1 protein-coding gene is annotated in these 15,283 nt (G+C 56.2%); it reads right to left on the bottom strand.

All coding sequences use genetic code 11. The features are described from left to right. On the bottom strand, nt 1-14,770 hold a 14,770-nt coding region (locus ACOSDM_RS03645), incomplete at its 3' end, for a DUF5801 repeats-in-toxin domain-containing protein (protein WP_420723119.1). Nucleotides 14,771-15,283 lie beyond the last annotated feature (513 nt).

The following is a 15,283-nucleotide window of genomic DNA, read 5'->3' as shown; positions in this document are numbered from 1 at the left end:
CATCGGTATAGGTGAACGATGTCACTTCAGCGCCATCGGCCCCTTCCGTGTCGTTGCCCATCACATTGCCGGTGACCGTGTTGCCACCTTCTTCCAGCGTCAGCGTCGCATCATCCACCGCAACCGGAACATCGTCGACGACATCAACCTTAATCGTTGCATCGGTGGCATCGCCATCGGCATCGGTCACCGTCACGCCAAAGGGGAGGCCGGAGATGACATTCGCGCCATCGCCTGTCGGGTGATCAATCTGACCCGTCAGGTCAAACGTCCAGCCAAAGCCGTCCGCTTCATTCCCGGTCACATTGACCGTGAAGACCTGCGATCCATCCGCCATGGCGGTGATCGTCTGGCCATCTGTCGAGACGCTGTAGCTGATCGCTTCACCGCCGGACGTCAGCGCCATGTCTTCCAGTGCCTGCGGCACCGTCAGGGCAATCGACCCAAAGCCATCATCACCGGTATCAATGCCAATCGTGCCACTGACCGAAGATGCACCGCTCTGGTCGCTGCCAAGAGCAACGTCCCCATCTTCGCTGCCCAGGTCATCTTCATTCACAACACCCGCCGTCGCGTTCGCTCCTGGATAGTCAATCGTCACCGTCGGGACATCATCATCGGTCACCTCGATGCTCAGCACCGCCGTATCCTGATCGCCATCCCCATCGGTCAGCGTATAGGTGAAGTTCTCGAAGACAGACTCCGAGCCTGTAACCGCATCGTCACCCGTCGTGAAGGTATAGCTGCCATCCGCTGCAATCGTCAGAACGCCGGTATCCACCGTGATCGTCGCGCCCGTCACCGGATCAACCGTATAGGTTACGGTATTACCCGACCCATCCGTATACTCCACCGACGTCACGCTGGCACCATCGGCACCAACCGTATCATTGGCATCAACAACATTGCCGCTGACAGACTGGCCCTCTTCTACAGGACCCGCACTGTCGTCAATCGCGGTGGGCACGTCATCGACAATCTGAACCCCGAATTCATGCTGGAAGACCAGACCATCCAAAGCAGCCGGATCAAGGTCATAGTCGGTTCCGGCACCGTCTTTCGGCGTTCCCAGAATATCGAAGTTCAGCGTAATCGTGTCTTCCGCCGTCGCCTGAGGATGATCCAGCGTATCGATCAGTTGGAACGTATAGCTGGCATCCGGATTCAGGGTAACTGTAAAGACCGGGCGCGTCGCACCAAGATCATCGGTCGCAATTGCTGTCAGGACACCGTTATCCTGAGTGAAGGTAATTGCATCGCCCGCTGAGGTCAGATCCGTCGGCAGCGTGGATTCATCGAAGCTGAAGTCCAGATCATCGTATTGCAGTGCTGTCGGGGCACCATCAGCAGGGCCATCCGCACCATAATCAATGGTGATCAAATCTTCACCTGCCAGGTTCAGATCGCCATTCGCGGACAGACCTTCCTTATCGGTATCCGACCCATCGGCCAGATCATCTTCATCCAGAATGACCGTCTCGCCGGTGACAGTAGTTTCTCCAGTGCCGCCGCCATTTGGATCGATATAGGTGAAATCAATCCCGGTGATCCAGTAGTCAGAGCTGTCTACGTTCGTGGTCTGCCCGTCCTCAGCATCCGGAATGCCCTGAGCATAAGGATTGGCGCTGAACACCAACTGATTGATCGTCACGCCTTCTGGCAGGTCCAGCGTATAGCTGCCCTGATTGTTACCCACATTTGCAGTGAAATCGCCCTCTGCGACCAACTGACCGTCATTATAGGCGGCCCAATGGCCTTCCTCGACACCTTCGCCCTGATTGAACTCGTTATTATACAAGTTGGCGACGGTGAAGCTGACACCGGTCACCGCACTGTCAAAGTCCACAACCAGTTGCTCAGAGATAACTTCGGTCGGGTCATACCCCAACTGACCCGCAACACCGGATTCCGGCGTTGCCTTAACACCAAGGCCTGGGCCCGCTGTTGAATTCCCAACCGAAACATTGTCAATCGACTGGGAGGTCAGATTACCACTGGCATCGATCTGGCGTGCCGAAACGGTAAAGCCCGTACCCGGGTCATTATAGGTTTCAGTATCAATGCGCCCGGTCAGAATGGTTGGTTCACCACCAGTCGTCAGGTCGTTGACAGTTGCCACCGGCACGTCGTCAACAACCGAGACCGAGAAGGTCTGCGAGACGCTGGCATCGGCCAAGCCGGAAATCGCATCGTGATCATAATCTGTCGAGGCCAAAGCCGCCGCACTGGGCACACCGGTGACGGTAAAGCCCAGATCCATCGCGTTTTCACCCTGGGCGTCAGTATGATCCAGGCTGTCCTTCAACGTGAAGGTATAGCCACCCTGACCGTCCAGACTGACGGTAAAGACTTCGCGGCCCCCCGCCATACCCGTCAAGGTATCGGTACCTGCATCATAGCTATAGGTTACCGGCTCACCCTGGCTGGTCAGATTTTCCGGTCCAGAGATAGTAAAGTCCAGATCCGCAACACCCAAGCCCGTCGACGCCGCTCCTGCAGCCGCGCCATCCGCGCCATAGTCAATGGTGATCAGATCCCCTGAGCCAAAGCCCAGATCGCCAGAGGCACTGAGACCTTCCTTGGTGTCATCCGTCCCATCGGCAAGATCGTCTTCGTCAACAATCGCATTGGTCGCCTGACCAACGCCACTGACATCAACAATCGCTTCAGGTACATCGTCGGTGACATCAACCCCAAAGGTCTGGGTGATCTGTGCAGAGGCCAGGCCATCGGCGGCATCGGCATCATAGTCACGCACCGCATCCAGTGCCGCCTGATCCGGCGTGCCGGTCAGGGTGAAGCTCAACTGGTCAACATTTTCGCCATTGGCATCGGTGTGATCAATGGCGTCCTTCAGTTCGAAGGTATAGGAACCGTCTTCATTCAGCGTCACCGTGAACACGTCACGACCACCGGCCGTTGCCGTCAGGACATCGCCAACCTGGTCGTACGTCACCGCATCGCCATGGCTGGTCAGGCCCGCAGGACCATCAATCGTATAGGTCAGATCGTCATAGCCCAGACCCGTCGGGGCCCCGGCAGCCGCACCATCCGCGCCATAATCGATGGAGACCAGATCGCCATTGCTGAGACCCAGATCACCGCCCGTCGTCAGGCCCTCCTTGGTCTCATCCGTGCCATCGCCCAGATCGTCTTCATCAACCGCACCCGTAACAGCCGTGCCAACCGCATCCTGATTGACCACTGCAACCGGCACATCATCGGTGACATCCACCCCAAAGGTCTGGGTGATCTGCGCAGAGGCCAGGCCATCGGCGGCATCGGCATCATAGTCACGCACCGCATCCAGTGCCGCCTGATCCGGCGTGCCGGTCAGGGTAAAGCTTAACTGGTCAACATTCTCCCCATTGGCATCGGTATGATCGATGGCGTCTTTCAGTTCGAAGGTGTAGGAGCCGTCTTCATTCAGCGTCACCGTGAACACGTCACGGCCGCCGGCCGTTGCCGTCAGGACATCGCCAACCTGGTTGTACGTCACCGCATCGCCATGGCTGGTCAGGCCCGCAGGACCATCAATCGTATAGGTCAGATCGTCATAGCCCAGACCCGTCGGGGCCCCGGCAGCTGCACCATCCGCGCCATAATCGATGGAGACCAGATCGCCATTGCTGAGACCCAGATCACCGCCCGTCGTCAGGCCTTCCTTGGTCTCATCCGTGCCGTCGCCCAGATCGTCTTCATCAACCGCACCCGTAACAGCCGTGCCAACCGCATCCTGATTGACAATCGCTTCAGGCACATCATCGGTGACATCCACCCCAAAGGTCTGGGTGATCTGTGCAGAGGCCAGGCCATCGGCGGCATCGGCATCATAGTCACGCACCGCATCCAGTGCCGCCTGATCCGGCGTGCCGGTCAGGGTGAAGCTTAACTGGTCAACATTCTCCCCATTGGCATCGGTATGATCGATGGCGTCTTTCAGTTCGAAGGTGTAGGAGCCGTCTTCATTCAGCGTCACCGTGAACACGTCACGGCCGCCGGCCGTTGCCGTCAGGACATCGCCAACCTGGTTGTACGTCACCGCATCGCCATGGCTGGTCAGGCCCGCAGGACCATCAATCGTATAGGTCAGATCGTCATAGCCCAGACCCGTCGGAGCCCCGGCAGCTGCACCATCCGCGCCGTAATCAATAGAAACCAGATCGCCATTGCTGAGACCCAGATCACCGCCCGTCGTCAGGCCTTCCTTGGTCTCATCCGTGCCATCGCCCAGATCGTCTTCATCAACCGCACCCGTAACAGCCGTGCCAACCGCATCCTGATTGACAATCGCTTCAGGCACATCGTCGGTGACGACTACCTGGAAACCATGATTGATTGTAACGGCACCAGCAGACGTTGTGTCGCCGTCGCCATCGGTCGCTTCAAAGGTGGTGTTGACTGTGCCAGTCAAACCAAAGTCGAGCGTGGTTGCGTTTTCATCCAGACCCGCCGGGTGATCGATGCTACCGATTAATTCAAAGGTGTAGCTGTCATCGCCATTCAGGGTAACGGTGAAGACTGGCTGTCCGTCGGCAGACGCCGTCAGAACATTGCCAACCTGATCATAGGTAATCATTTCCCCATTTGAGGTCAGACCGGTCGGCCCGGTAATCGTCAGGCCCGACGGATCAAAATCCACGCCGCCCGTGACGGTCGCGCCATCGGAATCCGCGCCTGCATTAGACGTGAACGTAATGCCGCTGAGACCCAGTGCACCAGTCGCGATGGGCAATTGGCTGCCATCTGTACCTTCTGTGGTATCGTCTTCATCTACCGTTACAGTGGTCGCAACAGACGGACCTGTGGCCTGGGTAACGGTCGGGACATCGTCAACGACATCGATATTAATAACACCCGTGGCAACAGAACCATTGCCATCGGTGACAACGACATTGATCGGAATATCATTGATGATGTTCTCACCATTACCGGTGGGATGATCCAGATTTCCAGTCAGATCAAAGGTATAGCTATAGCCATCAATCGGATTGCCCGACAGCGAAACGGTAAAGATATCTTCCGTACCATTCGACGCCGTGATCACCTGGCCATCGGATGAAACCGTATAGCTGAGTTCCTGATCGTCAGACTTCAGGTGCATGTCTTCCAGCGCTTGTGGCACTTGCAAGACGACCGGGTTGGTCGCAGCGGGTCCGTCATCGCCAAAATCAATCGTCATGCCCTGAGAAACAGAGGATGTGCCGGTGCCATCTGTACCCGTTTCCACATCGCCTGCTTCCAACCCCAGATCGTCTTCGTCGACAGCGCGGTTGCCGGTAGGAGAATCCGGCTGACCTGGTTCTTCCTTAAAGCTGATCGTCGGGACATCTTCGCCCACTTCGATCCGCTGGCTTGCGAAGTCTGTATCGCCATCCCCATCGACGATGGTGTAGGTGAACCCGTCCGCAACATTTGTTGCTTCGTTGTTGGGGATATCGCTGTCTGCCTGATAGGTCCAACTGCCATCTGAATTGACCGTCAGTGTCCCAAACTCAGTCTTTACAGTGGTTCCAGCGGCGGCACTTTGGGGCGTCCCGGCTGCGTCGTTATAAGTGAAACCGGTCAGTGTGATGCCATCGGCCCCGGCGCTGTCATTGGTCAGCACGTTACCCGTGACGGCATCGCCACCTTCCTGAGCAACAACGGTTCCATCATCAACTGCATTGGGCACGTCATCGCGCACATCAATTTCGATGGAGCCCTTAGCAACAGACCCGTCACCATCGGTCGCCACCAGTCCGAATGGGATATTCTCGATCAGGTTTTCAGCTTGACCCTGGGCGTGATCCAACGGTCCGACCAGATCGAATGTATAGCCAAATCCGTCCGTCGCATTGCCAGACAGAGACATGGTCAGAACCGTCGCGCCGTTGGCCGAACCGGTAATCGTCATACCATCGTTTGACAGGGTATATGTGACCGTCTCGCCGCCCGATTTCAGGCCGAAATTGGTCAATTCCGGTGTAATTTCCAGTTGAACCGGATCGGTTGTCGCCGGCCCATCTTCGCCAAAATCGATATCGACCGGGCGCGTGATTGACGAGGCCGAAGATCCATCCGATCCATCAACGCTGTCACCCGCGTCCATGGACAAATCATCTTCATCCACAAGGCCAGAGCCAATTGCCTGAGGTCCCTCATCCGTCGGGAAGGAGATTTCAGGCCCGTCATCACCGATCACCAGATGGACCGTCGCTGTATCGGAATCCCCATCCCCATCAGTCAACGTATACGTGAAGTCATCGCTGACATCCGCACCGCCGACATTCTGCACATCGCTGTCGGCAGTATAGCTCCAGGAGCCATCCGCATTGACGGTCAACGTCCCATTTTCGGTATCGACCGTGACACCATTGATCGGATCGACAAGAGCAGAGACAGCCGCACCGCCGCCTTCCGGCGTATAGCTGATTTCTGTGATAGATGACTTCGCCGCATCGGCGCCGGTGACATCATTTTCCGTCAACAGATTGCCGGTAACGGTATTGTCTACCGTTTCACCCGCCTGCTGCAGGCGGTACTCACCATCGTCGATCGCGTCAGGAACATCATCCCGAACATCGATATTGATCAGACCGGAGGTTACCGATCCATCGCCATCTGTCACGACCACAGCGAAGGGAATATCTTCAATCAGGTTATCCGATTGACCCGGGGCATGATCCAAATTGCCTTGCAGATCAAACTGATAGCTGTAGCCATCTGTTGGATTTCCAGATAAGGTCATGGTAAAGACCGGCGTGCCGCTGGGATCTGTAACAGCTGTTATCGTCGACCCATCGGTAGACAGTGTATAGGTCAGCCCTTCGCCATTCGATGTCAGCCCACGATCTTCCAGCGCCTGGGGAATTTCCAGAACGACAGGATTGGTCGCAGCAGGTCCATCCTCGCCAAAATCAATCGCAACTGGCCGGGTTACGCTGGACGCGCCTGTACCGACAGATCCGGTTGTGACATCCCCTGCTTCGCCGCCCAATGCAGCCTCATCCACCAGGCCATCGCCGGTGACCTGCGGGCCATCATCCGTCGGGAAGGAGATTTCAGGTCCGTCATCCCCAACCACCAGATGCACCGTTGCGGTATCTGTATCGCCATCGCGATCCTGCAATGTATAGGTGAAATCGTCTTCAACATCCTGACCGCTGACATTCACAATGTCTGTATCAGCGGTATAGCTCCAGGAGCCATCCGGCCCAACGGTCAATTCGCCATACTGGGTATCAACCGTGACGCCATTAACCGGATCAACAACCGCGCTGACCATCGCACCGCCGCCTTCAGGCGTATAGGTGATGGCCGTGATCGTGGCCCCATCAGAATCCGCCCCAACCGTATCATTGTCGGTCAGCAGATTGCCGGTGACGGAATTGCCGATGGAATCCCCGGCCTGATCCAGGCGATATTCGCCATCGTCCTTAGCATCCGGCACATCGTCCTGAACGTCGATCTTGATGTCGCCCTTGGTGACCGTGCCATCGCCATCGGTCGCAACCAGGGTAAAGGGAATATCTTCGATCAGATTGGTTCCCTGGCCTGACGCATGGTCCAGATTGCCCAACAGATCAAACTGATAGCTGTAGCCATCTGTTGGATTTCCAGACAGAGACATCGTGAACACAGCCTCTGTCCCCGCCAATGCGGTAATCGTTGATCCGTCGGTTGACAGCGCATAGGTCAAGGTCACGCCATTCGACGTGAGGCCCATATTCTCCAACGCTGGTGGAATTTCCAATACCAACGCGTCGCTGGCTGCCGGGCCATCCTGACCAAAGTCGACAGTAATCGGCCGGGTTACACTAGAATCGGGGGTTGGATCGGAACCGGTGACAGTATCACCGGATTCCAAGCCCAGATTGGCTTCATCAACCAAGCCATCGCCAACGGCCTGCGGGCCGTCATCGGTCGGGAAGGAGATTTCGGGGCCATCATCGCCAATAGAGACCGAAACATTGGCGGTGGATTGATCACCATCGCCATCCTGAAGGGTGTAGGTGAAGTCATCATGGACATCCGCGCCGCCGACATTCTGTACATCGTCGTCTGCGGTATAGCTCCAAGTCCCATCGGCATTGACCGTCAACGTGCCGCTTTCGGTATCAACGGTCACACCATTAACGGGATCAACCACCGCCGAGACAGCAGCCCCGCCGCCTTCGGGCGTATAGGTGATGGATACGACCGCGGCCCCTTCACTGTCGGCGCCCACAGTATCATTGTCGGTCAGCAGATTGCCTGTCACCGTGCTGTCGGTTGTGCCACCGGCCTGTTGAACACGGTATTCACCATCGTCCCGCGCGGTTGGTACATCATCAATGACATCCACTTCCAGCGTCGCAGACGCCTGAGAGCCGTCATTATCCGTCACTGTTACCGTGAACGGGATATTGTTGATTACATCTTCTGCGGTTGCCGTTGGATGATCCAGATTGTCCTTCAGATCAAAGGTCCAGCCATAGCCATCCGTTGCATTGCCAGTCAGCGCCACGGTGAAGACCGTAACCGTTCCCGCCATCGCGGTGATGGTCTGACCATCGGTGGAATAGGTCAGCGGCACGCCGCCGGACTTCAGTCCCATATCGGTCAGTTCGGTTGGAACAGACAGCGCAACACCACTGATTCCATCCTGTCCGCCATCAATCGTCAGCGTACCGGAAACGGCGCTGCTGCCGGTTCCATCGCTGCCAATCGCCGTATCACCCTGAGCAGAGGTGAGGTCATCTTCATCCACGAAGGCGCCGTTGACGTCCACATTCGGGTCGCCACTGGGCGGTGGGTTGATGGTAATCGTCGGCTTATCATCGCGGACGCGGATCGGCTGATCCGCCGTCGCCGTATCGCCATCCCCATCAACAATGGTGTAGCTGAAATTATCATTCAGCGCGGCACCACCTGTCGCGGTATGGTCGGCATCTTCATTGGGTGTATAGGACCAGGTTCCATCGGCCTGAACATTCAACTGTCCATACTGTGTATCGACGGTTGATCCGGCAGGCGCGGTGGCTGAATCGCCATTCACATCGGTATAACTGAAAGCGGTAACTTTGCCGCCTGCACTGTCTGCGCCAAAAGAGTCATTGGCCAGCAGGTTGCCACCAACTTCCGCGCCGCCTTCTGTTGCAAAGACAAGCGGATCACTGTTGGCGACAGGAATATCATCGGTGACATCAACAGAGAAACTCTGTGTGATCGTCGCGCCCGACAGACCCTCCACCGCATCACCATCATAGTCAGTCAGCGCCAGTGCATCTGCATTGGGAACGCCAGACAGGCTAAACTGCAGGTTCTGGGTGTTCTGACCATTGCCTGGCGCATGATCCAGCGTATCCTTCAATTCGAAGGTGTAACCGCCATTGCCGTCCAGGGTAACGGTGAAGACTTCGCGGCCATCAGCCGTTGCGGTCAGCACATCGCCGGTCTGACTGTAGGTAATTTCTTCACCCTGGCTGGTCAGACCTGTTGGGCCAGTGATCGTATAGGTGAAGTCATCATATTGCAGAGCCGTCGGCGCGCCCGCAGCAGGACCATCGGCACCATAGTTGATGCTGACCAGATCGCGGCCCGCAAGCCCCAGATCGCCGCTGGACACCAAATCATTGCTATCGCCATCGGCAACATCAACGGTCTGAGAATCCACGCCTGCAATAATGTCATTACCACCCGACAGATCATCTTCATTCACCGTTGCGGTCGTGGCCGTGCCAATGGCGTCATTGTTGACGGTCGCGACCGGCACGTCATCAACAACGGTGACGCCAAATGTCTGACTGACTGTTGCGGAAGACAGATCAACCGCATCGCCATCCCCATCGACAATTTCAACACCGTCTTTAACGGTGCCAGACAGACTGAAAGTCAGATCGGTCTGGTTTTCGCCCTGGGCGGTATCGTGATCAATATTGCCTTGCAGATCAAACGTATAGGTTCCGTCAGAATTCAGCGTGACGGTAAAGACAGTCTCGCTCCCCGCACTGGCGGTCAAGACATCGCCAACCTGATTATAGGTAATCGCAACCCCATTGGAGGTCAGATCCGTCGGCCCCGAAATGGTGTAGTCAAAATCACCATAGGTCAGCGTGGTTCCGCCCGTTGCGGAGTCAGAATCCGCCCCTGTATCGACCGTGAACAGATCTTTGCCAATCAGCCCAAGATCGCCGGTTGCAGAAGAAGAATCGGCGCCATCAGTGCCCCCCGTCGCATCGTCTTCATCGACCGTGACGGCGGTGGCAAGGCTGGGCGCGTCGCCCATTGCCAGAACTGGCACATCATCAACAACATCCACCTGAATGATATCAGACACCGCTGTGCCATCGCCATCCATCAGCGTAACGGTAAAGGGCAGATTGTTAATGACATTCTGACCTGCACCGTCTGGATGATCCAGATTGCCAACCAGATCGAAGGTCCAGCCGAAACCAGAGGATTCATCACCAGTGATCGATACGGTGAAGACAGTCGGACCGCCAGCACCCGCAGTCGCGGTCAGAACGTCACCATCTGAGGTATAGACCAGACCAACGCCATCAGAAGACAGAGTCATGGCATCCAGCGCAGCAGATCCCGCAATGGTCAGTGACCCGAAACCGGCATTTCCAACATCGATATCAATCGTACCAGATACAGCGGAGCTGCCGGTTCCATCCGTACCAACATCGCTGTCGCCTTGCGCAGCAGTCAGGTCATCTTCATCAACAAATGCACCATTGGCACCCAGATTCGGATCACCCGATGGGGGTAGATTAACCGTGATACCGGGACCGGAAACAACTGTCAGGTCCAGAACGGCACTGTCCGTGTCGCCATCATCATCGGTGATCGTATAGGTGATGCCCTCGGTCAGGGAGGTTCCGCCAGCAAAATCAACGCTGTCAGACGGATCAAACGTCCAGGACCCATCGCTGTTCAGCGTGAAGGAACCGTATTGCGTATCAACAGCCTCACCGATTGTACCAGTCTGGGTTGCCCCATTCTCATCGGTATAGGTGAAACTGGTGACTTCCAGGGTCGTACCATCATCATCGGCACCGACCGTATCGTTGGTCAGGACATTTCCAGACAGCGTGCCATCAACTTTCGTCTGGCCCCCATCGTCATCCAACGCAACGGGCACATCATCAACGATTTCAACAGCAAAGCCCTTGCTGACCGTCACATTCGACAGGTCAACCGGATCGCCATCACCATCCAGAATTTCCACACCGTCCTTCACCGTCCCAGACAGGCTGAAAGACAGATTCTGGGTGTTTTCCCCGGCACCGGCTGGATGATCAATCTGGTCCAGCAGGGCAACTGTATATGTCCCGTCCGCATTCAGCGTCACGGTCATGACATCGTTGCCACCGGCAACACCCGTCAATGTATCCCCACTTTGGGTAAACACGATTGGTTGACCATTGGAGGTCAGGTCGGTTGGGCCCGTGATGGTATAATCAAAATCATCGTAATTCAGGCTTGTCGGACCAGTCGATCCGGCGGCATCCGCGCCAAGATCGATGGTATAGAGCGCATGCCCGGCCAAGCCCAGGCTTCCGCTTGCAGACGCCGGCCCCGTCCCATCGGACCCATTGCCCAAATCGTCTTCGTCCAACGATACCGTATCGGCCGCAACGACCGTATCGGTTACGATGGCGACAGGCACATCATCGGTGACATCAACCGCCAGAGTCTGCGTAATCTGCTGGGACGCCAGACCATTGGCGGCATCCTGATCATAATCCGCGATATCCGCAATGGCATCAGCAGACGGCGTACCGGTCACGCTGAAGGACAATGCCTCAACATTCTGTCCATCAGCGGTTTCGTGGTCGATCTGATCCAACAGTTCGAAGGTATAGCTGCCATCGGAATTCAGCGTAACCGTGAAGATATCACGCCCGCCCGCCGTCGCGGTCAGCACATCGCCAGCCGGATCATTATAGGTGATCGCCTCCCCACCGGAGGTAAGACCCGCAGGACCTGTAACAACCCAGTCCATATCGTCATATTGCAAGGCCGTTGGCGCATTATCCGCCGCGCCATCCGCACCATAATCAATCGTGACCAGATCGCGGCCACCGGCCAGGCCCATATCGCCACCGGTTGTCAGGCTTTCCTTGGTCGCGTCGGTGCCATCGGTCAGATCGTCTTCATCGACCGCACCGGTGACAGCCGCACCAACGGCATCCTGATTATTCTGAACCTGGGGAACATCGTCGACAACGGCGACGCGGAATTCCTGCGTGACAGTCATCCCGTCCAGATTGCTAACAGCATCCTGGTCATAATCGGTCGACGCTAAGGCAGCCGCGTTCGGCTCCCCCGTCACCCGGAAGCCAAGTTCCGTGATGTTCTGACCCGAGCCATCCTGATGATCGATGCTGTCGAGCAGGTTAAAGGTAAATCCACCAGACCCATCCAGGGAAACAGTGAACACATCGCGACCATCCGCCGTGCCGGTCAGCGTATCTGTTGTTTCGTCATAACTGTAGGTTATCTCTTCACCCTGGCTGGTCAGACCAACCGGTCCTTCTATGGTGAAGTCCATATCATCGAAGCCAAGTCCGGTCGGAGAGCCGGCGGCAGGCCCATCGGCACCATAATCAATGGTGATCAAATCGCCCGCGTCGAACCCGATGCTACCAGAAACAGAGGGTGAGTCGGACTGATCCGTACCATCGTTCAGATCATCTTCATCCACTGTTCCGGCCAGTTCAGACGGATTCGTGGTATGGGCTACTTCCGCGACCGGTACATCATCGGCAATGCCGACATTGAACGATTGCGTAACAAGAACGCCATCAATCCCCGTTGCCGGGTCGCCATCGCCATCAATCGCAGCGGCTTGAGTGGCCGCATTTGGCGTCCCATTGATCGTGAAGGTCAGGGTCTCAGAGTTATAAGAATCGCCCGCGTCGTGATCAATGGTATCTTTCAGCTCGAACGTATAGGTTCCGTCTGAATTCACCGTCACGGTAAAGACATCACGGCCATCCGCCGTTGCGGTCAAAACGTCGCCGGTCTGGCTATAAGTGATCGCGTCGCCCTGACTGGTCAGCCCCGTTGGGCCGACAATGGCAAAATCGAAGTCTTCGTACGACAAGGTTGCAGGGGCACCCGCGGCCGGACCGTCTGCACCATAATCGATTGTCGCCAGAACGCCGCCTGACAGGCCCAGATCTGCCGAAGCAGACAAGGAATCCGACTGATCGCTGCCATCGGGCAGATCGTCTTCACTGACAGCAACAGAGGTCGACTGAACAATCGACCCGGACTCCAGCGTGATCTGAGGTACATCATCGCGGATACCGATTGCGAAACTGGCATTCGCGGTGGACCCATCACCATCGGTGACGACCAGGGTCAAAACGCCCTGTCCGGAACCGTTCACATAGCTCAGGACATCCTGCTCACCCGCTGTGGGATGATCCACGGTGCCAACAAGGTCGAACTCTATGTTGTAATTGCCAACTGTGCCGGAAACGCCGGTCGGAACCAGAGTGACAGTAAACACTGTGCCTTCAGACGTGCTGGCGGTCAGAACCGTGCCATTGTTTGAAAGCGCATAAGTCAATGCCTCCCCATCGGATGTCACACCCAGGGCGGACATTGCAGACGGCGTCCCAGCGCTGAATACAAGCGCATTCGTGGCAGCGGGGCCATCCGCACCGAAATTCACATTGACCGGCAATGTGCCCTGGCTGATCTGGTCGGCCGCTGTATTGGCAGCATCTGTGCCATCCACAAGGTCGCCATCTGCAATCGCCAGATCATCTTCATCCACGGTCAGACGGGGTACCGTCAAATCACCAGGCGCGGTATCCGCTGGCGGCAGCGGGGGCGGTGTGGGGATAGGCGGCGGCGCCGGAATCGGTGGCGGCGGCGGCGGGGGTGGTGGCGGTGGGGGCGGTGGTGGGGGCGGCGGAGGCGGTGGGGGCGATGACAGGAATCGCGGCACATCCGCAATGTCGCCTAGACCAATACCGCTGAAATCTTCTGCACTGCCATCGCCGTAATGGGTCACGGGACCGACCGACGAATTCCCAGCTGCAGAATCAACACCTTGCAAGGCATCTGCCAGGGCATTGATATCTGACCCTAGGCTCAACAATTCCTGCGCCGAGACAAGGCCCCCATCGGGCATCAACAAGATAGGCGGCGCATCAGAGAAGGCCGCCTCTACCATCGACTGGAATCGAACTTCTTCCCCGGTGGGGAACACAAGAACGATGTCATTGTCGGTTTGCAGGATTTCTGAAACGTCATCCAGGCTGAAAGTCAATTGCAGCGGCTGCCCGGGCAGAATTTCATAGAAGGCTGTACCGCCAGCCTCAGGGCGATCAACCGTGATCGCATCCCCTGCCAAAACGGCGTCATCTGACGACCCAAACTGGAATACATTATCGCCCGCAGCCTGCGTAAATTGCGTCTGATTGCCATTGCCATCCACGCCAAAGGTCTGCAGCGCCTGCTCAAAAGACCCTTGGGGCGTTAACAGTACCGGCGGATCCGCCGTGAAAGCGCCCGGCGTGGGTGACTGCAAGACAATCGTGCCGCCATTGGCAAGCGTCATGGTGATTTGAGAGCCATCCCCGGACACCTGCGCGCTTTCGACATCGAAATCGACCTGCAAGGCTTGCCCTGGAGTAACCGTCATTGTCTGCGTTTGACCGGGCCCGGGTTCTGGTACCGTCACCGCAGAGGAGGCTATGGGATTTTCGTCGCTAACGAAGTTGAACTGATCGTCCGCGCCGTTTTCGTAACCCATTTTTGGGATTTCGCCATCAACAGCCATGTTGCTTCCGTCCTTTGCAGTTCGCGCCAAGTCAGATCATTCTGTATCGCGCGTAGATCAAAATTTACTTTGGTTACTTACACTCGATCTTCTCTCGGCAGACCAAAACCCTGTATTCTCAACGCCAATTCGACCCAATCTCAAATCCAGCCTCTCAACCGGCAAACGCCCCTGGCGTTTCTTGAAATCAGACCTGACATCAGACAGACTTGTGGCCCGCGTACATCTCTCCATGCATAGAGTGCACACAGGTACAGGAAGATTTCCAGAAAAACATACAAATATTTAATTAAAAATTATCTAAAATTGTTACTATTTTGATAATACTAAGAAATTCGCACAGAACCTAAGTCATACAGGGACGCATGAAGCCTCATTGAAAGCTTGAACGAAAGGAGAATTTCGCAAAACAGACTCTCCATTCAGAGATCGCTGAGGCCTGAAAGCCATCAGAAACGAACTCTAAAGAAAGTGTTTGGAAACGCCCCCGGAATAGAAGGAAATGATCCAAGC

Origin of the sequence: Hwanghaeella sp. LZ110 (genome assembly GCF_048892525.1) — a bacterium.
Lineage (GTDB): Bacteria > Pseudomonadota > Alphaproteobacteria > UBA8366 > Aestuariispiraceae > Pacificispira.
The sequence above is the reverse complement of the archived record's forward strand: the minus strand, read 5'-3'. Positions and strand labels throughout refer to the sequence as shown.